The following is a 23226-nucleotide window of genomic DNA, read 5'->3' as shown; positions in this document are numbered from 1 at the left end:
TCCACCCCCGCCGACAACTCGCCTGACCAGACATCATGAACCACTCCGAACTCTCTCATCGCGGATTCTCCACCCGCTGCGTCCACGCGGGGACCTACCTCGATCCCGTCACCGGCGGCGCGTGCACGCCCATCTTCTCCTCCACCGCCCATCGTTTCCCCCACCCCACCGGCCGGAACATCTACCCGCGATACTTCAACACCCCGAACCAACAGGTCGTGGCCCGAAAAGTGGCGGCCCTCGAGGGGGCCGAGGAAGGACTGGTCTTTGCCTCCGGCATGGCCGCCATCACCACACTCCTGGCCGCTCACCTCCGGTCCGGTGACCACGCCGTTTTCCAGGCCGACCTTTACGGCGGCACGTGGGAACTGGTCACCCGACAACTGCCGCGCTGGGGGATCTCCTTCAGCCTGGCCCGCACCGAGGCGGAAATCCAGAACGCCTGCCGGCCGGAAACCCGCTTGATCTACGTCGAGTCGCCGTCCAACCCTCTGCTCCGCTGCCTGGACCTGGCAGCCGTGGCGGCTTTCGCACGTTCGCGCGGCATCCCGACGGCCATCGACAACACCTTCGCCACGCCCTTCAATCAGAATCCGATCGCCCTGGGGTTCGACCTGGTGGTCCACAGCGCCACCAAATACCTCAACGGCCACAGCGACGTGAATGCGGGCGTGGTCGTGGGGGCCCGGACCGCCATCGAACGGCTGCGCCAGGTCGCCACCCTGCACGGCGGCATGCTCGACGCCGAGGTTTGCGCGCGCCTGGAGCGGGGCCTCAAAACCCTGGCCCTCCGCATGGAACGACACAACGAGAACGCCCTCCGGCTGGCCCGGTTCCTCCAAACCCACCCGGCCGTGGCACAGGTGCACTACCCCGGACTGCCCGAACACCCCGACCACGCCGTGGCCCGAAGGCAGATGCGCGGTTTCGGCGGGATGTTGTCTTTCGAACTTCGCCGGCCGGAAGCCGTGGATCGGCTGCTGGATCGTCTGCACCTCATTTTGCCGGCCCTGAGCCTCGGCGGTGTGGAGAGCCTCATCTGCGTCCCGGCCCGCACCTCGCACCGCCGCCTCTCCCCCGAGGAACGCCATCAGCTCGGCATCACCGACACCCTGGTGCGACTCTCGGTCGGCATCGAAGACGCGGAGGATCTGATGGCCGACCTCGACCAGGCCCTGGCGCCCGGCTGAGGCGGGGGTTGGCATCAGAGATCGAGGCCACCCATCGCCGCACCGTTGGGACCGGACGCAGCGGCCCGAAACCATCCCCGGCGCACCACACCGTCGTCAGACAAGCGCGCCCTTCCGCGCCCGGAAGATTGGCCACGGGTTCCGCTCGCCGGGCGGTCCGGCGAAGATCCGGGGATGCGATCCCGCCCGAAGATGAGGCCCGACCCGGCCCCGGAACCGCGAGCCGCTTGCGCAGACTCCCGCCCCGCGGAAAAGGCACGGCGCAACCAGCCGGCGCAAGTTGTATTTGAAATGCATCTTTTCAGAGGTAACCTGAGCCTGATACAGGCCGGCCGGTGGGAATCGAATCCCCACGGACCGGTCGGTCGCCGATCGCCCCTCGCCCGGACGATGGGCCAACGCCGGCAAACACCACACGCTGGCAGGGCCGATGAAGAGCGAAAAACAAGGTCGAACCCGGAAGTCGCAAGCACCACGCCTGAACGGGAGGGAAGGCCGGAGGCGCCACCGTGCCCCCACCTGCCCTCACCTTTTCGGAAAAGGAGGACCCGGCAGGCCAGGGTCCACGGCGCACTCGTCCTGTCGGGGCGCGGGAAAAGGCGGCCCTCTGACGGGGCGCCAGGTGAACTCGTCCCCGGAAACCGCCGGCCCGGGCGGGACCCGGAAGGGAAGCGGCCATCATTCGGGAGTACGATCATGAGCACCCCAAGCGGCAGCCGGGAAACTCATGTGATCGTATTGGGCGCGGGTTTTGCAGGACTTGCGTTTTGTCGCTCCTTGCATGCACCCGGAGTACGGTTCACCTGGATCGATCGCAGGAATCACCATCTGTTTCAACCCCTGCTGTATCAGGTGGCCACTGGTTGGTTGTCCGCTTCGGACATTGCCCAACCCATTCGCAGTCTCGTGCCGCGGCGGGACGACATCCGGATCCTGCTCGGTGAGGTCGTCGCCATCGAGCCGGAACGCCGCCGGGTGATCACCACGGATGCGGTTCTGGAGTATGATTACCTGGTCGTCGCCCTGGGAGGTGTCCCCCACTACTTCGGACATCCGGAGTGGGAACGTTACGCGCCGGGCCTGAAGACCCTGGAGGGCGCATTGCGCATACGCAGCCAGATCCTGCGTTGTTTCGAATGGGCGGAAACGGTGGATGACGTCCCCTCCCGGCGTCGTTGGCTGACCTTTGCCGTCGTGGGGGGTGGACCCACCGGGGTCGAGCTCGCCGGCGCCCTGGCGGAGTTGACCCGCCGGGTCTTGACCCGGGAATTGCGCCGCGTGGACCCGGCTCGGGCCAGAATCCTGCTTTTGGAAGCCGGTCCGCGCATCCTGCCGGGCTTTTCGTCACACCTGGCGCAGTGGACCACAGCCCGATTGTCGGCGATGGGGGTGGAGATCCGGACCCGCGCGCAGGTGACCCACATCGGTCCCTGCGGCGTTCGACTGAGCAACGGGGAGCAGATCGAGACCGGCATGGTTCTCTGGGCCGCGGGTGTGGCGGCTCACCCCCTGACGGAACCATTGAGAGAGTCCCGGGACGGAGGACGAGGGCTCCAAGTGGGACCGGACCTCAGTCTGCCCCGATACCCCGAAGTGTTCATCATCGGCGACATGGCGGCGCTGTCGGACCGGCCGGAAAACCCTGTTCCCCCGTTGGCACCAGCCGCCCTCCAAATGGGACGGTATGTCGCCCGGATCCTGCGAAGGGAACTTCGCCGGCGGCCCTCCTCGCCGGCCTGGCGTCCCCCGTTCCGGTATCGGGACCTGGGTTGCATGGTGACCGTGGGCCGCGGCGCGGCCATTGCCCGGCTGGGCCGCCTGGAACTCACGGGACAGCCCGCCTGGTTCGCATGGCTGTTCGTCCATCTGCTCCGGCTGGTGGGCTTTCGCAACAAACTGTCGGTCCTCCTTCAGTGGGCTTGGGCATATGGAATGAACCGGCCCGGCGCCCGCATTCTTTACGAATTCGATGCGCGTAAGGTCCCCTCCGAAGACATCCCAGCCCGCGCCCTCCCGGCGACCGACAGGGCATCCGAGCCCTTTGTGCAGGAGCATTCCAACCATCGAGCATAGGGATATGAAAGACATCCTTGTGGAGGATCATGCCGAAATGGACGACCTGCTCCGACGCGTGCGGTCCGCCCTGGATCGCAAAGACCCCGAAGCGGCGTTCTCCCTCCTCGACCTCCTCTGGGCGCGACTGGCGGTTCACATCCGGGCGGAAAATACCCTCCTCTTCCCAGCCCTGGAGCGCGCCCATGACCGTCTCTCCATCGCGCGAAGACCAGAGGCGCGTCACGGCCCTGCCCACCCGCCCGCTCCGCTCATCGCCGAACTGCGTGAGGACCACGATTTCTTCATGCGCGAACTGACCCGGGCCGTGCTGGCGCTGAAGCAGCTCTGCCGCACCTCCTCGTGCGCGGAGGCCGGGCGTGTCTGCGATCAGGTGCGCCGCACGCTGGCCGCAGTGGAGGAGCGCCTGCGCAGGCACAACGAACGCGAAGAATCCGGCGTGTACCAGCTGGCCCACCAATGGCTGGACACTGCCCAGATGGAGAAGCTTCGGAGAAGAATCGCCGACGACCTCCGCCGGATGCCCTCGCGCTGGACGTCCGGCAACCCACCATCCCGCTGAACCGGATTGCCGGGCCGGCGTCAGCTCTTCGCGAACCCTCTTGCGCGCCCACCCTCCGGATGCAAGAATCCCGCCAGAGCCCGGCAGGGTGACTTCCAGTCGATCACGGGCACGGTCATGAACTCATCCGGGGCATCGATGCACAAGGGCGAGAAGGCGCATCCACACGCTGCCGAATGGGATCCGCTGGATCCGGAGGTCCAGAACGATCCGCTGACCGCCTACGACCGGATGCGCCGGACCCGCCCGGTGGCTTACAGTTCCCGGTGGGGCTGGTCCGTTTTCCGCCACCACGAGGTTAGGTCCATTCTCTCGGCCCCGGAAACCTTCAGCAACGCGGTCACGCGGCATCTGGCCGTTCCCAACGGCATGGATCCCCCCGAGCATACGGAGTACCGCCGAATTGTGGAGGCCTGTTTCCTCCCCGAACGACTGGCACGTTTCGAGGCTCGTTGCCGGAAGAAAGCCCGGGCATGGGTCCGGCGCCTGGTCCTCAAGGGCCGCGTCGAATTCGTCCAGGAAGCCGCTCTTCCATTCGCCGCCTGGACACAATCCAACTACCTGGGCTGCCCGACCTGGTTCCAGAATCGGCTGCTGCGCTGGACCCTGGCTCACCAACAGGCCGTCCGCTCGGGGAACCGGCGCGAGTTGAACCGACTCGGGATGCGGTTCCAGCAGTTGGTGATCGAAATGTTGGAAAGCCGCCCCTCCGGCCCGGTCGCCGACCCGGAGGAGAACCTCACGACCTGGTTGCTCCGCCAGAGCGTCTGGGGACGCCCACTCAGTTACGAGGAGCTCACCAGCCTGGTGCGCAATTTCACCGCCGGCGAAATCGGCAGCCTGTCATCCGCCCTCGGAATCGTGATCCATTTCCTGGCCACCCACCCCGACCTGCAGCAGCACCTCCGTGCGCACCCCTCCCGGATCCCCTGCGCCGTCGAGGAGATCCTCCGCATCCACGGCCCCCTTCACATCAGCCGCCGCATCACCACCCGTCCCGTCGTCCTGTGCGGACGCCAGATCGCCCGGGGCGAACGCATCACCATCGTCTGGATCGCGGCCAATCGGGACGAATCCGTCTTCCCGCAGCCGGATGAGTTCCGGTTCGACCGCAACCCGGAGTCCAGCCTCCTGTGGGGTGCCGGGATCCACGCGTGCCCGGGAGCGCCCCTGGCTCGCCTGCAACTGCGGCTCTTCCTCGAAGAATTGCTGTCCCAAACCCGCGAATGGGCGCTGGATCCGCAGGGTCTGGTAACCCGGGCCACCTATCCCGCCAGCGGTTTTTCCGCCCTGCCGCTCAGACTCCGATAAAGAAGCGGCGATCCGGCCCGCTTGCCGCCTCCGCACTCCACCCGGCCTCTGTCCCCGGCCCCGGCCGGCCCCTAAAAGATGTATTTGACATACATGTTTTTCCGGGCATCTTGAGCCTCATGAAAGGCGTCTGCTTCCTGCACCCGCAAAAGCCCCGGGAACGTGCGCCCCGCAAGGGGTGGGTCCTGGCGTTTCTTCTGGCCACAATCGTCCTCTCGCCCCAACGGCTCCCAGCCCACTGCGACACCATGGATGGTCCGGTGGTGACCGATGCCCGCCGCGCCCTGGAAAGGCGGGAGCTCGCACCGGTGCTCAAGTGGATCCGGGAGGACCAGGAGGATGAACTCAGGACCGTGTTCGCCCGGGTGCTCGCGGTGCGCGGTCTCGGAAAGGAGGCCCGCGAACTGGCCGACCGCTACTTCTTCGAAACCGCGGTTCGACTGCACCGCGCCGCCGAAGGGCAGCCCTATACCGGACTGAAACCGGCCGGCGCGGAGTCCCATCCGGCCGTGGAGGCCGCGGAGCAGGCGCTCGAGCACGGCGACGTGCAGCCCCTGATTCACGAACTGCAGCAGCGGCTGGCCGGGGCCGTTCAGCAGCGATTCGACAAGGTCTGTCAAACCCGTGCCCGGGCCGACCGGAGCGTGGCCGAAGGACGCGCCCATGTGGCGGCCTACGTGGATTACGTGCATTTCGTGCGCCTCCTGCACGATCTGACGAACCCGGATGCGCCCCACGGAAGCGCGATGGGATCGGTTCTCCTCGATGGCCACACCCCGGGGGCAACATCGGCTTCTGCGGCGCAATCCAACCGTCTCTCCGGGGCATGGACGCCCTGACGGCGCCGTTGGAAAACCCTGCTCCAACCACGGACCTGAGCACCGACAACGAAGATGAACACGCAGAACTACCGAAAACTGTGGATCGCCCTGGCGGTTGTCCTGGCCGCCTCGTTTGGCACCCTGCTCTACTTCGGCAAAGACATCTACCGCATGGCTCCGCCCATCCCCGGGCGCGTGGTGGTGGCCGATGGAGGCCCGGTGCTGTTCACCGGCCAGGACATCCGCGACGGCCAGAACGTTTGGCAATCGACCGGCGGCCAGCAGATGGGGACCGTCTGGGGCCATGGCTCCTACCAGGCGCCCGATTGGTCGGCCGACTGGCTGCATCGCGAGGCCGAATGGCTCCTTGATCACTGGGCGGCCGAGGAGCAGGCCGGAGCGACGTTCGCCTCCCTGCCGCCCGAAACACAGGCCGCCCTCAAGGAAAGGCTCAAGCGCGAACTGCGCACCAACACGTATGATCCGAACACGGGCGACCTGGTGGTCTCACCGGTCCGGGCCCGGGCCATTCAGGCCGTGGCCGCTCATTACGACAAGCTCTTCAGCGACGACCCGGCCCTGGCCGACCTGCGTGACGTCTATGCCATGACTCCCCATGCCGTGCCGGACCCGGAACGGCGTCAAAAACTGGCGGCGTTCTTCTTCTGGACCGCCTGGGCTTGCGCCGCCAACCGTCCGGGCGAAACCGTCTCCTACACCCAGAACTGGCCGCCGGAGCCCCTGATTGACAACCGCCCGACACCGGCCAACGTCGTGTGGTCGGTGGTCAGCTTCGTGCTCCTGTTGGCCGGTGTGGGAGCCCTTGCCTGGTACCATGCGGTGCTTCGCCGGCAGCCCGAGGAGGAGGGCCCCCTTCCGGATCAGGACCCGTTGCTCGGCCTGAACCCCACTCCTTCGATGCGGGCCACGCTGAAGTACTTCTGGGTGGTCATCACGCTGCTGGTGTTTCAGATGGGCATGGGCGCCGTCACGGCCCACTACGGCGTGGAGGGCTCCGGCTTTTATGGCATCCCGCTGGCCGAATGGCTGCCTTATGCGGTCACGCGCACGTGGCACACGCAGCTGGCGGTGTTCTGGATCGCCACCGCCTGGCTGGCCACCGGTTTGTTTGTTGCGCCGGCCGTTTCGGGGTATGAACCGAAGTTCCAGCGCCTGGGCGTCAACGTCCTGTTCGCAGCCCTGATGATCATCGTGGTCGGCTCCCTGTTCGGCACCTGGTACGCCACGCGACAACGGATGGGACTGGAGACGAACTTCTGGTTCGGGCACCAGGGTTACGAATATGTCGAGTTGGGACGCTTCTGGCAGATTCTCCTGCTGGTGGGCTTGTTCCTGTGGCTGTTTCTGGTGGGCCGCGCCTTGTGGCCGGCTTTCCGGCAGGGCGGCGCCCAACGGCACCTGCTCGGTTTGTTCCTGCTGTCGAGCGCGGCCATTGGCCTGTTTTACGGTGCCGGTTTGATGTGGGGTCGCCAAACCCATCTGGCGCTGGCCGAATACTGGCGCTGGTGGGTCGTCCACCTGTGGGTCGAGGGCTTCTTCGAAGTCTTCGCCACCGTGGTGATCGCCTTCCTGCTGACCCGGATGGGGCTGCTGCAGGTGCGAACCGCCACCGCGGCCGTCCTCTTTTCCACGACCATCTTCCTGTCCGGCGGGATCATCGGCACCTTCCATCACCTTTACTTCACCGGCACGCCCACGGCCGTGCTGGCTCTGGGGGCGGTCTTCAGCGCCCTGGAAGTCGTTCCCCTGGTCCTGATCGGGTTCGAAGCATATGAAAACCTCACGCTGAGCCGCGCCCGGCCGTGGGTGAAGGCCTACCAATGGCCCATCTACTTCTTCGTGGCGGTGGCGTTTTGGAATCTCGTGGGCGCCGGCATCTTCGGCTTCCTCATCAACCCGCCCATCGCGCTCTACTACATGCAGGGCCTCAACACCACACCCGTCCACGGACACACCGCGTTGTTCGGCGTGTACGGGATGCTGGGCATCGGCCTGGCGCTCTTTTGTCTGAGAGGACTGGCCACGCGTGCCGAATGGCGCACCGGCACCCTGAGCTTCGCCTTCTGGAGCATCAACATCGGCCTGGCGCTCATGGTGTTGCTCAGCGACCTGCCCCGCGGTTTGGTCCAGACCTGGGCCAGCGTCAACACCGGCATGTGGTACGCCCGCTCGGCCGAACTGATGGGAACCGACCTCATGAAAACCCTGCGCTGGCTGCGGGTCATTGGCGACACCGTTTTCGCCGTGGGCGTGCTGGCGCTCGGATGGTTTGTACTCGGCCTGAAAACGGGATGGTCCCTGATCCCCGGCACACAGCAGCAACGGGCGCTCGAACCCACCGAACCCGCGCCGGCCAGATGACCCCGAAGACCGGGGACGTGGATCTTTGACCCGGAACCAAACAACCAACGAATCCAAGACACCATATGAACACGACAACCACACCGATCGACCCGAACACCACCGTGGGTGAACTGGTCACTCGCCAACCCAATCGTTCACGGCTCTTCGAAGAGCTGGGGATCGACTACTGTTGCGGCGGTCACAAATCGCTGCGGCAGGCCTGCGCGGACAAAGGGTTGAACCTCGATGACGTGCTGGCCCGGCTGGCGCAAATCCCCGCCACGCCGCCCCGGAGCAGTCACGAGGCGGCGGCCGAGCTCTCCCTCGGCCAACTCATCGACCACATCGTCACCGAACACCACGCCTATCTTCGCCGGGAATTGCCGCGCCTGGCCCAGCTCATCCACAAGGTGGCGTGCGTTCACGGCGAGGAGGACGAGCGACTCGCGTCTCTGCCGGGCATCTACGACGCCATGCAGGCCGAACTCACTGATCACATGCTCAAAGAGGAACAAATCCTCTTCCCGGCCATCCGGACCCTCGAGGAGTCTGAGGGACCGGGCGAGGTCGGCTTCGCCTCCATCGGACAACCGATTCAGGTCATGATGGCCGAACACGACAGCACCGGTCGCGCCCTCGAAACCCTGCGCCGGTTGACCGACGGTTTCACGCCGCCCGACTGGGCGTGCAACACCTACCGCGCCATGCTCGATGGCCTGCGCGAACTCGAGGCCGACCTGCACCAGCACATCCACGAGGAAAACAACATCCTCTTTCCCCGTGCGCTGGAAAAGGAACGGGCGGGCTGAAGCACGCGGGACGGTATCCACTCGTGCTCGCGTCCTCACGCGGGAGGCTCTCTCGCCGAGCCTCCCGCCCTTTTGCGTTCGGTCGCCGCGTCCGCCCCTGGCAAGGAAGCCAAGCGACGGCTCCCATCATGCCCGGAGGTTTCTGACCCTGCTCCGCACCACCGAAACCCTCGGCAGGTGCTGTTTCCCCACCCCCCACGTTCATCGCACACAATCCTCCTTCGGAGCCCGGCTTGCGGGTGAGCGTCCGGACGTTTTCGCACACGAGGTTCCGGGCCCGGCGGATGCGGCCCTCCAGCGAGCAGCACGCCGGAGAGAAACCGTGTCCGGGTAACAGATGCTCTGTTCTCGGAGATCGGGCGGGGCCGGACCTGGTGCCACCGGCACGGAGATACCGACCCGGAGCGTCGGGATAATGGAGGCCGGTTTTGCCCCCTTGCCTGCGGCAGACCTCGGCCGGTGCAGTGAGCCGGTCCGGCCCTGGAGGGCGCGGCGTCCGTGAGGTTCCCGGGGGCCCCTTGGAGCCCGACATCGCGAAGCTGCGGTGGTGTTTGCCGGGAAGGGGCGTGTATCTCTTCCCGGCGTTCTTCGCGATGGCCATCCATTGGCCGGCGAGGCACTTCACCCGGGTTGAACCTCGCCGCCCGCTTCTGGTGTTCGGCCACCGTGGCCCTCTCCCGGTTCATCTTCTACTCACCGTATCCGGGTTCGGCATACGATCACCAGGAAACGGGCGTGCCGAACTTCTGCTCGTCCATCCCGGCCGCCCGTACCGGAGCCACCGGGCGCCATTCGATACTCCCGGGGGCCGACCGGCTCGCGGAACTGCCACGGACCCCCCCGCGGTTTCAGACCCTGGTTCGCTGACAGGGATCGACCCGCCAGGATGGCGGCCCGGCACGCGGATCCCCTCCGTACGCATGGGAAGGATCCGTCTCCGGGCGGCGCCGCGCACTGCGAAAAGGAGAAAACCCAGGAGAACCATCACCTCATTCGCCGGTGAGTGCCTTGCGTGGTCGTCCCCTGGCGACGTGTGTAGATGTGGTACGCGCCGCACAGTTCGTTCCCGGCGTCGTCGTAGAACCAGCTCTGGACCATGGCCGGTCCGGCGGGCAGGCCCGTGACGGTGAACACCGAACCGTCGCCATCCGGATCGACGGGCTGTTTGCGGTCGTAATAGGTACGCTCGCCGTTCCAGATGCGCAGGCGCGCGGAGGCAACCGGCAGAGCCCTGCCCTTGCTGAGCTTGCACCTGCCTTGCTTGTCGGCGTTCCCCACGCGAATCGGTTCGGCCAGTGTGGACGTCACGGTGGTTTCACCGGCGACCTCCCTGGGCCAGCGCCGCAGATCGAGGCGCTGTTGAGCTTCATCCACCGGCCGATGGCCTGAAGTCGTTCGACCGCCTGGGGCAGCAGCGTGCCGTCGCCGGTGGGACTGACGTTGAGCAGGTAATTGCCGCCCTTGCTGGCGATGTCCACCAGATTGCGGATCAGGGTCTCGACCGACTTGAAGTTGGTGTCCGTCTTCTTGTAGCCCCAACTGCCGCTGATCGGCATGCAGACTTCCCACGGCACGCCCTCGGGCGCCCGGTCGGGAATCTTGCGTTCGAACGTCTTGTAATCGCCCGGGTGATCCTCGCCGAGGCGATCGTTGGTGATGATGCCGGGCTGGAGGCGGGCCAGACCGTAGAGGGCGTCGAGCGACGCCCTGCTCATTTACCGGGGCGTGTCCCACCAGAGAATCGCGATGGGGCCGTATTCGGTCAGCAATTCACCTCGGGCACGGCTTTCTCCCGAACGTATGGATCGACCGGCACCCGTTTGATCGTCTTGTCCCACGTGTTGCCGATGCCGCCCGGATGATGCCAATCCTGCGCCTGGCTGTAACAGAACCCGAAGCGGATTCCCTGTTCCCGGCAGGTCTCGGCCAACTCGCGAACCACGTCGCTCTTGAGGGGTGTGGCCTCGACCACGTTGTAATGGCCGGCCTTCGAAGCGAACATGGAAAAGCCGTCATGGTGTTTGGCGGTGAAGACCAGATGGCGCATGCCGGCCTCCCGGGCCAACCGCACGAGGGCGCGCGCGTCGAAGTTGGTCGGGTTGGATCGCCGGACGTTCTCCTTCACATACTCGGCAATGGGGATGTTGGCCCGGTTCATCATCCACTCGGCGCTGTTGGGCGGCACGTAGCCCTTGTCTTCGCCGCCGGTGGGCGGCATACACCCCCCGGTGGACGAACATGCCGAAGCGCGCCTCCCGCCACCACCGGAGGCGGGCGTCGCGTTGTGCATGCGTTTCCCCGGGAGCGGGCGGAGTGGTCGCGGGTTCAGCCGCCCGTGGCGCCGGCGCGTTCACCACCAGCAACCAATCGGCCACCAACCCTGCCGCCACTCTGCCCGTCACAAACCCCCGCCTGCCAAACAACCCATTCATGACAAAGCCCCGAGGTGACACGGTTCAGGGGTGAGCGCCGCCAATGGCTTATTTGCGACCATACAACGGCCCGAAGTTCTCGCAGGCGCGGAAATCGGCCCCTTCCAGGTCCGCGGTGCCGAAGGTGCTCCAGGCGCTCGGCCGGAAGATGCGGTCTTCCTCGACGTTGTGCATGTAAACCGGGATGCGGAGGATCGAAGCCAGCGTGATGTAGAGATGGCCCACGTGACCGGCGGTCAACACGCAGGATTGGCCCCCCGGTGGTTCATGACCTCGTAGGTGCTGCGGAAAGCCCCGCGGCCGGTGAGCGGGGGCGTGAACCACGTGGACGGCCAGGTGGGGTTGGTGCGTTGGTTGAGCGGTTCGTGGATGTCGTCCGGCAGCTCGACCGTCCAGTCTTCGGCCAGTTGGAGGGCCGGGCCCAGGCCATCGACCAGGTTCGATCGCACCATCGTCGAAGGCATGCCGCCGCGGGTCTTGTAGCTGACCGACCAGCCGCCGCCCGGGAAGTATTCGGTCATCGAGGGATGGAACCGCGCGGCGTTGAGACAGGCGGCGACTTCCTCGTCGGTCATCTCCCAGAAGGGCTTCATGGTGGGCTTGCCGTCGGGGCCGGTTTGCAGGCCGGTGCCGTCGAGGGCCGCGGGGCCGGAGTTGATCAGAGGCAGGATACCGTCGGCCACGGTCGGATCCTCGAGCTTCTTGCCGGCGGCTTTTTCGATCGCCTCCAGGCTCCAGTAGGTGCGCAGATCGGCGAAGATCTGGGTCGAGTTGGTAAGCAGCCAGCCGAACAGCATGCCGGCGCCGTTCAGGGCGTCGTTTTCGGTGGCCAGGATGTAAGGCGGGCGCTTGCCGTTCCAATCGAAGGACGTGTTCAACAGCGTCTCCATGAGGTCGCCGTTGGGGAAGTGGTCAGTCCACTGGCGCTGACCCTGGAAACCGGCGGCGATGGCGCGGTGACCGAGGGCCTGCTCGCCTGGACCCATTTCGGCGAGCCTGGGATTGCCGGCCATCAAGTCGCGGGCGATCAGCGTCATTTTGACCGAGTCCTCCCACTCGCGATCGAGCTGCTCGCGGGAACGGACGAACCTGCCGGTGTTGTAGTCCTTGCCCTCCTTGCAATTGGCCTTCACCCGGGCGAGGGCGCGCGGGTATTCCTCCTGATCGAACTGGCCCTTGGCCATGCGGCCGGCGAACTCGGACATGTCGATGTCCCCGACCCGCACGCCCAACCACTTCTCCCAGAAGGCGTAATTTACCATCAAACCGGCGATGCCCATGGACCTGCCGCCCATCGAGACGTAGGCCCGGCCGCGCATGATCGCAGCGGCCAGGCCGCAGCGGGCGAAGTTCAGCAGCTTGGCCTTCACGTCCTCCGGGATTGAGGTGTTGTCGGCGTTCTGCACATGCCGGCCGTAGATGCCGAAGCCCGGGAGACCTTTCTGGGTGTGACCGGCCAGGACGGCGGCCAGATAAACCGCGCCGGGCCGCTCGGTGCCGTTGAAGCCCCAGACCGCCTTGGCCAGGAGCGGGTCCATGGTTTCGGAGCCGTAGCACCAGCAGGGGGATGCGGTCAGGCTGACGCCGACGTTCTCGCGCTTGAACTTCTCGGCGCAGCCGGCGGCTTGGGCCACCCCGCCAATGGTGGTGTCGGCAATGACCGTTTGGACCGGCGAACCGTCCGGATACCGCAGCTCGGACTCGAGCAACGCGGCCACGGCCCGGGCCGTCATGGTGGCCGGCGTGAATCAGGCCATGCCGCAGCCAGCCGGGGTCGAGTTGGCCCGCCAAGTGGGCCTGCAGAGCCGGTACTTTTTCCTGTCCCCCACAGAGGCCGACGGGCACGAAGTGCGGACGCTCTACGGGGGGTTCGAGCAGTGTCTGCCGGACTACCGGATCAACCGGGCAAGCTTCCCGCACCATTGCCTGGAGGTCATCGTGGGCGGGCGGGGCGCGGTCGAGGCAGGCGGCCGGTGGCAGACGATCGAGAAGGGATCGCTGTTTCTCTACCGGCCGGGCGGAGCCTGGCGGATGCGGGGGACCGGAACCGAAGGGCTGCGCAAGTACTTCGTGGTGTTCGACGCCGAGGGGACGTGGGCCAGGTGGGTCGGGCGCCTGGCCGGGGAACCCTTTCAGTTCGAGCCCTTGTGGGAACTGGTGGCGCTGCTGGAGGCGTTGGAACGGGAGGCGGGGCATCCCTCGGCCCAGCGCCAGAGCATCTGCGACTACCTGCTGATGGCCATCCTGGGCAAGCTTCGCCCGCAGGAGCCGCGTCCCCCGACGCCCAACCCGTCCTCATGGTGGACCTGTCAGGAGGCGGCGCGGTTCATCGAGGAAAACTACCGGCGGTTACGGGGGCTGGCGGACATTGCGGCGGGGGTGGGGGTGGACGCCTCCTACCTGTGCCGCCTGTTCCAACGCTACAGCGGGATGACGCCGCACCGGTGCCTGACGCGGCAGCGGATGCAATACGCAATGACCCTGCTGACGCGGGAGGGGTTGAACGTGACGGCCGTGGCGGAGGTCCTGGGGTTCAAGAACCCGTTCCACTTTTCGCGGGTGTTCAAGAAGGTGCACCGGCTGCCCCCAGCGCCTTCTTCCGCACCTGACCGGTCGCCGGCGAAGCCCGGCCGGGTCCCTCCGCCCTGCGCTGATACCGGGCGTGCTCTCCTCCCGGTGCACTCGCTCGCGGGTCCTTGCGGGAACCGACTGACGAGTTTCCCACCGCCCCTGCTGGACATGGCTCAAATGATCAGGTATCAGAGCGGCTCAGCACCTGAAATGCAGTACCCGCCCACCCGACAAGACAGGCAGCCAACGATCCGTGCGCGCAGCGCGAATCGCGGGCTCGCGCTCCATGCGCAGCCCCCCTTCCCGTCCCGACGCCACCACGCCCGCCCACCCGGCCTCGCACACGGGGTTTCGGTGGCCCCGGCTGGCGCTCCTCAACCCACGGAGCTTCCCGCATCTCCCTTCGCCACGGGCCGAAGCCGGTCCGCAGCCGACCACCAGCCCGCTTCTGTCCAACGTCTCCCGCAGCCCCACCGCAAGCCCCCCGTGCTCGAGCAGGCGGCGGAACGCGACCACAAGGGGCTGAAGGCGAAGGAGAGCCTGCGCCACTCCCAAATAACGGTTAACCTCTGGTTCACCTCCTATGAGCCGGACAACCGGCAGTCCTGTCTGAATCTCAAGAAGACCGACGACTTTGCCGTCCTTACTTCCAAGAGGACAAGAGCAAGCCAGTTCCTGTACGAGGAGGCAGCGTAATGGCGGAAAAAACGAACGGTGCCAATCTTGGCTTCGAGAACAAGCTCTGGGAGATGGCCGACAAGCTGCGCGGCCACATGGACGCGTCCGAGTACAAGCACGTGGTGCTGGGGCTCATCTTCCTCAAGTACATCTCCGACGCCTTCCAGGCGAAGTACGAGGAGCTCAAGGCCAAGCAGGAGACTGAATACACCGACCCCGAGGACCGCGACGAGTATCTCGCCGCCAACATCTTCTGGGTGCCGCCCGAGGCCCGCTGGGAGAAGATCCAGGCCGCCGCGCCGCAGCCCACCATCGGCCGGGTGATCGACGAGGCCATGGCGGCCATCGAGCGGGAAAACCCCAGCCTCAAAGGCGTGCTGCCCAAGGACTATTCCCGCCCCACGCTGGACAAGGTGCGCCTCGGCGAGCTGGTGAAGCTCGTGGGCGACATCGACCTCAAGGCCAGGGAATCCGGCGTCAAGGACCCGCTCGGCCGGGTGTACGAGTACTTCCTGGGCCGCTTCGCTGCAGCCGAGGGCAAGAGCGGCGGCGAGTTCTACACGCCCCAGTGCGTGGTGCAGCTCCTGGTCGAGATGATCGAGCCCTACCGCGGCCGCGTCTACGACCCCTGCTGTGGCTCGGGCGGCATGTTCGTGCAGAGCGAGAAGTTCGTCGAGGCCCACGGCGGCAGGCTCGGCGACATCGCCATCTACGGCCAGGAGTCGAACCCCACCACGTGGCGGCTGGCCAAGATGAACCTCGCCATCCGGCACATCGACGCCGACCTCGGCCCGCACGCGGCGGACACTTTCCACAACGACCTGCACAAGGACCTCAAGGCCGACTACCTGCTCGCCAATCCGCCCTTCAACATGAGCGACTGGGGCGGCGAGCGGCTCCGCGATGACCGGCGCTGGAAGTACGGCGTGCCGCCCGCGGGCAACGCCAACTACGCCTGGATCCAGCACTTCATCTATCACCTGGCCCCAAATGGCACCGCCGGTTTCGTGATGGCCAACGGCTCCCTCTCCACCTCCACCAAAGCGGAACTGGCCATCCGCAAGGGGATCATCGAGGACGATCTCGTGGACTGCATCGTGGCCCTGCCAGGCCAGCTCTTTTACACCACCCAGATCCCGGCGTGCCTCTGGTTCGTGACCCGGAACAAGAAGGCCGACCCCAAGCGCGGCTTCCGGGACCGTAGGGGCGAGACGCTCTTCATCGACGCTCGCCGTATGGGGCGGCTGGTGGACTCCGTGCACCGGGAGCTGACGCAGGAGGAGATCCGCCAGATCGCCGATGTGTATCACGCCTGGAAGCGCGGCAAGGGCTACGAGGACAAGCCCGGCTGGTGGAAGTCCGCCACCATCGAGGAGATTCGCAAGCACGACTATGTGCTCACGCCGGGCCGCTACGTGGGCGTGGAGGAGCAGGAAGACGACGGCGTGCCCTTCGAGGAGAAGATGGCCGAGCTCACCACCACGCTCTACGAGCAGTTCGAGGAAAGCCGGAGGCTGGAAGCGGAGATCAGGAAGAACTTGGAGGTGTTGGGCTATGGGGGGTGAGTGGCCAACGGTGCAACTGGGGGATGTAGTCCAGAACTTCGACTCCCGACGCATTCCTATCTCTAAACGCGAACGGGAGAAAAGGCCAGGACCTTACCCGTATTACGGTGCCACAGGCATTATGGACTATGTCGACGACTACCTTTTCGACGGGCTCTACTTGCTTATAGCGGAAGACGGCTCAGTGGAGCGGCCCGACGGAAAACCGTTCCTGCAACTCGTCAATGGCCAGTTCTGGGTAAATAACCATGCTCATGTTCTGCGGGGCAACAACGACGAGGACACCAAGTTTGTTTACTATTCGCTTTCTACCGTTGCCATTCGCCCCTATATGAGTGGCTCTGTTCAATCGAAGCTTAGTCAACGCAACCTAAATCGCATCCTCATCCACTATCCCCCAGATCCAAGAGATCGCCGCGCCATTGCCCGCATCCTCGGCACGCTGGACGACAAGATCGAGCTGAACCGGCGGATGAACGAGACGCTGGAGGCCATGGCCCAGGCACTCTTCAAATCCTGGTTCGTGGACTTCGACCCGGTGGTGGTCAACGCCATCCGCGCCGGCAACCCCATCCCCGAAAAGTTCGCCGCCCGCGCCGCCCACTACCGCGACGACCCCGACGCCCTCGGCCTGCCGGAAGACATCCTCCGCCTCTTCCCCGCCCGCTTCATGGATTCCGAACTGGGCCCGATCCCGGAGGGGTGGAAGGGGAAGGAAACCCATCATTTTGCAAAACTAAAAGGTGGAAAGCAGCTTCCCAAAGAACATATCAGATCAAAAGGCCCCGTGCCCGTTTTCGGTGGTGCAGGCATTATGGGATATACGTCTAAAAGCAATGCGGATGGTTTTGTCATTACTGTTGGACGAGTAGGTGCTTATTGCGGCCAATTTTTCCGACACATTGGCAAGGCATGGATAAACAACAATGCCTCTATGGTAAGAGTCTTTCAGTCCGAACTGGGCGAATGGCTTTATCTGGCATTGAGGAACGCAGATATAGACGTGATTAAGAAGGGAGCTGCTCAACCATTTGTGGCGAATAGCGACATTGAGCGGTTACCAATTCTCTGGCCTGGGCAAATGGTGGCATCGAAATTTTCGATGCTCCTTTCCCCTCTTCGCGGATTGCAAGACCATCAGACAAATGAATCCCGCACCCTCGCCGATCTGCGCGACGCCCTCCTCCCCAAGCTCATCTCCGGCGAGTTGCGGGTCAGGGATGTGGAACGGTTCTTGAAGGAGAGGGGGTTATGAGCGGCGTAGTCACACACATTGGGTTCGCAGACGAGTCGCATTGGAACAAGGGCCGATACCGCAGTCTTGGCCTGGTGACCCTGCCTCTAAATTGTCTGGAGTTCATGGAAAGCGAAGTGAGACGGCTGTTAAGCGAATCGCAGGTCAGGGAATTCAAATGGAAAAAGCTCACCGGAGCTAAAGAGCGCTTTGCAGCCGAGAAGCTCTGCAAATTCGCTGTAGAAAAGGCGTGCGCGGGTTCGTTTCGCGTGGATGTGCTCGTCTGGGACATCGAAGACAGCCGGCATAATATCGCGGGGAGGGACGACATCGCAAATCTCGGGCGCATGTACTACCACTTGCTTCGTAACGTGCTCCGAGCGCGCTGGCCTAATGATGCTCTCTGGAGGCTTTGCCCCGACGAGCATACTACACAGGATTGGGGAACCCTGCAGGAGCACCTTGAGCATATAAGCGCTGGTGTTGAAGTCGAGCATTCGCTTTTTACCGGCGGCCAGTTTCGCATCCGGCTAAGGCGGGAGTTCGGCATAGAAGAAATCCAACCTGTATCGTCTGCGGCGCATCCTCTAATCCAGCTTGCTGATCTGTTTGCAGGTTTGGCAGTATTCTCACGAGATAAGTTCGATGACTATAAGGGATGGTTGCAAGCCGCATCACGGCAAGCCAGCCTGTTCAGCGAAGGCGACACATCGGCTAACCCATCCCGCAGTTCGCGTGAGCGTTTTGCAGTCCTAAAGAAGTTCAACGAGTTATGCAAGGAGAGAAAACTGGGGGTGAGCCTGAAGAGTAAGAGCGGATTGTGGACGCCAAATCCAGAGAAACCAATCAATTTCTGGATATATGAACCTCAGCATCCAGAAGACAAAGCACCGAGAAAGGAGGGACGATGACCAATACAAGGATTGACCGAATCCGTAGCCTGCGCTGTGCTCTCCGGTCCAACGACAGCGGACCGATGAGATATGAACCCGCAAAACACCACCGCCGCAGCATCCGCCTGCCTGGATATGATTATCCACACCCGGGGGCGTATTTTATCACCATCTGCATTAAAGACAGGGTGTGTCTTTTGGGCGAGGTGGTGGACGGGGAAATGCAGCTGAACCCGTGGGGCGAAATCGTGCGCGCAGAATGATGCTTGAAGACCGCGCAGATCGGCCCGTATGTGCGATTGCACGAGGAGGGATTCGTGGTTAGGTCCAACCATCTGCATGGCATCATTTGGATTGTGGAGGATGACGTCGTCGAGGCAGGGCGCCGTGCCCCTACACGGCGCCACCCTGGGCCTACGGCCGATTGTGACGCCACCCTGGAACGATTCGGTGCCCCCGTATCCGGTTCCATTCCTACTATTGTTCGTGCGTTCAAATCCGCCACCACCAAACGCATCGACGCCCTGCGCGGCACACCGGGTGGGCGTGCTTGGCAACGCAATTATTACGAAGACATTGTCCAGAACGAAAAATCCTTGAACCGTGTCTCCGAATGTATCACCGAACCCCCCACGCGCTGGGCATGGGACCGCGAAAATCCAGAGACAACCACGCCGGAACCGGAGAGCGCATGACGATGATGACCGAATCGGGGCTCGAACAACTCGCCCTCGATGAGCTCCGCGCCCTTGGCTGGGAGACGGCGTTTGGGCCGGATATCGCGCCCGATGGCGCGCGGCCGGAGCGGGAGAGCTACTCGGAGGTCGTGCTCAAGGGGCGGCTCCGTGAGGCGCTGGAGCGGATCAATCCGGGCATGCCGCCCGTGGCCATCGAGGAGGCCGTGCGCAAGGTGCTCACGCCGGAGAGCCCGGCGCTCATCGAGAACAACCGCCGGTTTCATCAGATGCTCACCGACGGCGTGGATGTCTCCTGGATGGGGCCGGAAGGCGAGCGCCATGGCAAGGTGTGGCTCATCGACCTCGAGGACCCCGAAAACAACGACTGGCTGGCGGTGAACCAGTTCACCGTGATCGAGAACAAAAAAGAGCGGCGGCCGGACATCGTGCTTTTCTTCAACGGCCTGCCGCTGGTGATCATCGAGGTGAAGAATCCGGGCGCGGAACAGGCCACGCCCAGGGCCGCCTTCAACCAGCTTCAGACCTACAAGCAGGAGATCCCTTCGCTCCTGGCTTACAACGAGGTTCTGGTGATCTCGGACGGGATGCAAGCGCGCTTCGGCACGGTGACGTCCGGCTGGGACCGACTCATGCCGTGGCGGACCATCGATGGCACCGACCTGTACCGTGAGCCGGGCAATGATAAACAGAGTGAAGGCGTGATCCAGCCGGGGCTGGTCACCCTGATTCGGGGGATGTTCGAACGGCGGCGATTCCTGGACTATGTGCTGAACTTCATCACCTTCGAGCAGGCGCACGAGGGCACGGCCGGCATCGCCAAGAAGGCGGCCGGGTATCACCAGTACCACGCGGTCAATCAGGCGCTTGGTTCCACGCTGATTGCCTGCGGCATCGAGGCGGACACCGAAGCGCTCTACGCACGCTTCCAGGAGGCCGAGGCTGCCGATCCCTTCGCGGTTCGCGAGCCGGAAGCCAAGTACCAGGCGAAGCTTGGCGACCGTCGCGCCGGTGTCATCTGGCATACGCAAGGCTCGGGAAAGAGCCTTTCCATGGTCTTCTACGCCGGCAAGGTGATCCGCCACCCGGCGATGCAAAACCCGACCATCGTCGTGATCACCGACCGCAACGACCTGGACAACCAGCTCTTCGGCACCTTTGCGGCCAACCGGCAGCTGCTGCGGCAGACACCGGTGCAGGCGCAAAGCCGCGCGCATCTGCGGGAACTGTTGCAGGTGGCCTCCGGCGGCGTGATCTTCACGACGATCCAGAAGTTCTTTCCCGAAAACAAGGGCGATACCTATCCGCTGCTTTCCGAGCGCAGCAACATCGTGGTGATCGCCGACGAGGCCCACCGCAGCCAGTACGACTTCATCGACGGCTTCGCGCGCCACATGCGCGACGCCCTGCCCAACGCCTCGTTCATCGGCTTCACCGGCACGCCCATCGAAAAGGATGACAGGAACACCCGTGCGGTCTTCGGAGACCACATCTCCGTTTACGACATTCAGCGGGCCGTGGAGGACGGCGCGACCGTGCCCATCTACTATGAAAGCCGGCTGGCCATGATCGAGCTCGACGAGGCAGAGAAGCCGCGCTTGGACGAAGCGTTCGAGGAGATCACCGAGGCCGAGGAGGATGCATTCCGGCGCGAGCGGATGAAGACCAAGTGGGCCTCTTTGGAAGCTCTGGTGGGTGCCGAAAGGCGCATCCGCCTCGTTGCGGAAGACCTGGTGGCTCACTGGGAGCGGCGGCGTGAGGCGATGCTGGGCAAGGGCCTGATCGTCTGCATGAGCCGCCGCATCTGCGTGGAGATGTACAAGGCCATCACCGCGCTTCGGCCCGACTGGCACAGCGACGACGACGCCAAGGGCAGGATCAAGGTGGTGATGACCGGCTCGGCCTCCGATCTTCTCGACTGGCAGCCGCACGTGCGCAACAAGCAGCGGCGAGATTTCCTGGCACGGCGCTTCAAGGATCCCGAAGACGAGCTGGAACTGGTGATCGTCCGCGATATGTGGCTCACGGGGTTCGACGCGCCGCCGCTGCACACCATGTACATCGACAAGCCCATGAGCGGCCACAACCTGATGCAGGCCATCGCCCGCGTAAACCGCGTGTTTCGCGACAAGCCCGGCGGGTTGGTCGTGGACTACCTGGGCATCGCCGACTCACTCAAGAAGGCCCTTGCGGTCTACGCGGACAGCGGCGGGCGGGGCAGGGCCGCCATCGACCAGGCCGAGGCGGTGGCGGTCATGAAGGAGAAGTACGAGGTTGTCTGCGGCATCCTGCACGGATTCGACTACCGGCGGCTGCTTGCCGCCGCCCCAGACACCCGCCTGCAGGGCATCGCCCAGGCGATGGACTTCATTCTGGCGCAGGCGGACGGGAAGAAGCGCTATCTTCAGGCGGTCGCGGCGCTCTCCAAGGCCTTTGCCCTGGCGGTGCCGCACGAGGAGGCGCTCGCCATCCGCGACGAGGTGGGCCTTTTCCAGGAGATCCGGGCATCCCTGATCAAGGCCACGGTGAGTTCGGCCGAGCGCGCGCCCGAGGAGATCGAGGCGGCGGTGCGCCAGCTCGTCTCTCAGGCGGTCGCGGGTCGTGAGGTGGTGGACATCTTCGCGGCAGCGGGCCTGGAGAAGCCCGACATCTCCATCCTCTCGGACGAGTTCCTCGCTGAGGTACGCGGCTTGCCGCACAAGAATCTCGCCGTCGAGACCCTGAAGAAACTCCTTCAGGACGAGATCCGGGTTCGCCTGCGCAAGAACGTCGTGCAATCGCGGGCCTTCTCGGAACTCCTCGAACAGGCCCTGAACAAATACCACAACCGGGCGATCGAGGCCGCGCAGGTGATCGAGGAGCTGATCGCCATCGCCAAGCGGATGCGCGAGGCGCAGCGGTGGGGAGAGAAGCTCGGGCTGTCCGAAGACGAGGCGGCTTTCTACGATGCACTGGCATCCAACGACAGCGCGGTGCAGGTCCTGGGGGATGAGACGCTGAAGAAAATCGCCCAGGAGTTGGTCAAACAGGTGCGCAATAGCGTCTCGGTGGATTGGAGCAAACGGGAGAATACACGAGCACAGCTTCGGGTGCTGGTCAAACGCATCCTGCGCAAGTACGGCTATCCGCCCGACAAACAGGAGCAGGCCACCGAGCTTGTGCTCGAACAGACGGAGGTTTTGTGCGAGGACTGGGTGACTGCGGCGTGAGAGTGGCCGGCCGCAAGCTCTCGTTCAACCTGGGCGATCTCTTCCCGAATCTCAGCTATCCCGTCGTCGCGGCGCGACCGTTCGGTTGATCACTTTCGACCTGGTGACCGCCAATCCCATGTGGAACCAGGATCTCCCCACCGCGATTTACGAAAATGACCCCCACCAGCGCTTCCGGTACGGGGTCCCGCCCTCGTCGAGCGCCGACCGGGGCTGGCTGCAGCACATGCTGGCCTCGCTCAACAACACCGGCCGCGTGGCTGTGGTGCTGCATACCGGCGCAGTCTCCCCCGGCAGCGGCAACCATGGCAGCAACCGGGAGCGGGACATCCGCAAGGCCTTTGTAGAAGCCGATCTCATCGAGGCCGTGCTGCTACTGCCGGAGAATCTCTTCTCCAACACAGCCGCGCCGGGCATCATCCTGGTGGTCAACCGCAAGAAGCCCCACCCGGGGGAAATCCTGCTCATCAACGCCCCCAAACTGTTCGCCAAGGGCCGGCCCAAGAACAACCCGGCGGATGAGCACATCGAGGCCACCGCCCGGCTGTACCGGGATTGGCAGGCCGAGGAAGGCCTCTCGGCTGTCATCGCCAACGACGAAGCCGCCCGCAACGACTACAACCTTTTGCCGAGTCGCTACGCGGCCAGCAACGACAAGGAGGAGGTGCCGCCACTGGAAGAGGCGGTAGTCCTCCTCAAGGAAGCCAAGGAGGAGCGAGCCGAAGCCGACCGGGCATTGCAAGCGGTGCTGAAAAGCCTCAAGCTTGACGGGTAACGATGCCGGAGCAAATCCCCCCAGAAAGCCAGACGGCGGAATGG

The 23226-nt window shown here is 64.5% G+C and carries 17 protein-coding genes and 2 pseudogenes; 15 read left to right on the top strand and 4 right to left on the bottom strand.

The window, feature by feature from the left end; translation table 11 throughout:
• The first annotated feature begins 35 nt into the window (after window positions 1-35).
• The 7 genes from ACPDIX_RS13090 to ric all read left to right on the top strand — a co-directional run bounded on the left by ACPDIX_RS13090 (window position 36) and on the right by ric (window position 9130).
• Window positions 36-1190: a trans-sulfuration enzyme family protein gene (locus ACPDIX_RS13090; protein ID WP_423432250.1), complete on the top strand. Its 1155-nt coding sequence runs from the start codon at window positions 36-38 to the stop codon at window positions 1188-1190.
• A gap of 696 nt (window positions 1191-1886) precedes the next feature.
• Window positions 1887-3263, top strand: a complete 1377-nt coding sequence (locus tag ACPDIX_RS13085) for an NAD(P)/FAD-dependent oxidoreductase (protein ID WP_423432249.1) — start codon at window positions 1887-1889, stop codon at window positions 3261-3263.
• Between the two features lie 4 nt (window positions 3264-3267).
• A complete protein-coding gene (locus ACPDIX_RS13080) occupies window positions 3268-3825 on the top strand; it encodes a hemerythrin domain-containing protein (RefSeq protein ID WP_423432248.1) in 558 nt (185 codons plus the stop codon).
• Window positions 3826-3942: 117 nt separating this feature from the next.
• Window positions 3943-5136 carry a cytochrome P450 gene (locus ACPDIX_RS13075; RefSeq protein WP_423432247.1) on the top strand — a complete coding sequence of 398 codons (1194 nt, stop codon included), beginning with the start codon at window positions 3943-3945 and terminating at the stop codon, window positions 5134-5136.
• 119 nt (window positions 5137-5255) lie between these two features.
• Window positions 5256-5975 (top strand): DUF6448 family protein, encoded by a 720-nt coding sequence (locus tag ACPDIX_RS13070; protein ID WP_423432246.1) that lies wholly within the window; start codon window positions 5256-5258, stop codon window positions 5973-5975.
• Between the two features lie 54 nt (window positions 5976-6029).
• Window positions 6030-8339, top strand: a complete 2310-nt coding sequence (locus ACPDIX_RS13065; RefSeq protein ID WP_423432245.1) for a nitric-oxide reductase large subunit — start codon at window positions 6030-6032, stop codon at window positions 8337-8339.
• 65 nt (window positions 8340-8404) lie between these two features.
• Entirely contained in the window at window positions 8405-9130 is a 726-nt protein-coding gene (gene ric, locus ACPDIX_RS13060) for an iron-sulfur cluster repair di-iron protein (RefSeq protein ID WP_423432244.1), read from the top strand.
• Window positions 9131-10114: 984 nt separating this feature from the next.
• Here ric and ACPDIX_RS13055 read toward each other — a convergent pair.
• The 4 genes and pseudogenes from ACPDIX_RS13055 to ACPDIX_RS13040 form a co-directional block, all read right to left on the bottom strand.
• Complete coding sequence (locus ACPDIX_RS13055; protein ID WP_423432243.1) at window positions 10115-10438, bottom strand: hypothetical protein; 324 nt, start codon at window positions 10436-10438, stop codon at window positions 10115-10117.
• On the bottom strand, window positions 10435-10845 hold the full coding sequence (locus ACPDIX_RS13050) for an alpha-L-fucosidase (RefSeq protein ID WP_423432242.1): 411 nt from the start codon (window positions 10843-10845) through the stop codon (window positions 10435-10437). Before ACPDIX_RS13050 ends, ACPDIX_RS13055 begins: the two co-directional genes overlap by 4 nt.
• 47 nt (window positions 10846-10892) lie before the next feature.
• Entirely contained in the window at window positions 10893-11348 is a 456-nt protein-coding gene (locus tag ACPDIX_RS13045; RefSeq protein ID WP_423432241.1) for an alpha-L-fucosidase, read from the bottom strand.
• A 262-nt stretch (window positions 11349-11610) separates the two neighbouring features.
• Window positions 11611-13289: pseudogene (locus ACPDIX_RS13040) on the bottom strand (L-fucose isomerase); the annotation flags it as partial.
• A gap of 16 nt (window positions 13290-13305) precedes the next feature.
• Between ACPDIX_RS13040 and ACPDIX_RS13035 the strand changes: the two are divergent.
• The 8 genes and pseudogenes from ACPDIX_RS13035 to ACPDIX_RS13000 all read left to right on the top strand — a co-directional run.
• Window positions 13306-14829 (top strand): helix-turn-helix domain-containing protein, encoded by a 1524-nt coding sequence (locus ACPDIX_RS13035; protein ID WP_423432240.1) that lies wholly within the window; start codon window positions 13306-13308, stop codon window positions 14827-14829.
• Entirely contained in the window at window positions 14829-16376 is a 1548-nt protein-coding gene (locus tag ACPDIX_RS13030; RefSeq protein WP_423432239.1) for a type I restriction-modification system subunit M, read from the top strand. The genes ACPDIX_RS13035 and ACPDIX_RS13030 overlap by 1 nt, the downstream gene beginning before the upstream one ends.
• On the top strand, window positions 16366-17631 hold the full coding sequence (locus tag ACPDIX_RS13025; protein WP_423432238.1) for a restriction endonuclease subunit S: 1266 nt from the start codon (window positions 16366-16368) through the stop codon (window positions 17629-17631). The genes ACPDIX_RS13030 and ACPDIX_RS13025 overlap by 11 nt, the downstream gene beginning before the upstream one ends.
• Window positions 17628-18521, top strand: coding sequence for a DUF3800 domain-containing protein (locus ACPDIX_RS13020; protein ID WP_423432237.1), 894 nt, complete (start codon window positions 17628-17630; stop codon window positions 18519-18521). Before ACPDIX_RS13025 ends, ACPDIX_RS13020 begins: the two co-directional genes overlap by 4 nt.
• A 65-nt stretch (window positions 18522-18586) precedes the next feature.
• Entirely contained in the window at window positions 18587-18766 is a 180-nt protein-coding gene (locus ACPDIX_RS13015) for a hypothetical protein (protein ID WP_423432236.1), read from the top strand.
• A gap of 3 nt (window positions 18767-18769) precedes the next feature.
• Complete coding sequence (locus ACPDIX_RS13010; protein WP_423432235.1) at window positions 18770-19198, top strand: hypothetical protein; 429 nt, start codon at window positions 18770-18772, stop codon at window positions 19196-19198.
• Window positions 19195-22407, top strand: coding sequence for a type I restriction endonuclease subunit R (locus ACPDIX_RS13005; protein WP_423432234.1), 3213 nt, complete (start codon window positions 19195-19197; stop codon window positions 22405-22407). The genes ACPDIX_RS13010 and ACPDIX_RS13005 overlap by 4 nt, the downstream gene beginning before the upstream one ends.
• A 67-nt stretch (window positions 22408-22474) precedes the next feature.
• A pseudogene (locus ACPDIX_RS13000) lies at window positions 22475-23182 on the top strand (N-6 DNA methylase); the annotation flags it as partial.
• Window positions 23183-23226: the final 44 nt, after the last annotated feature.

It is taken from the genome of Limisphaera sp. 4302-co (genome assembly GCF_049537155.1).
Classification (GTDB): Bacteria; Verrucomicrobiota; Verrucomicrobiia; order Limisphaerales; family Limisphaeraceae; genus Limisphaera.
Note: the sequence above shows the minus strand (reverse complement) of the source record. Positions and strands in the feature narration are given on the sequence as shown.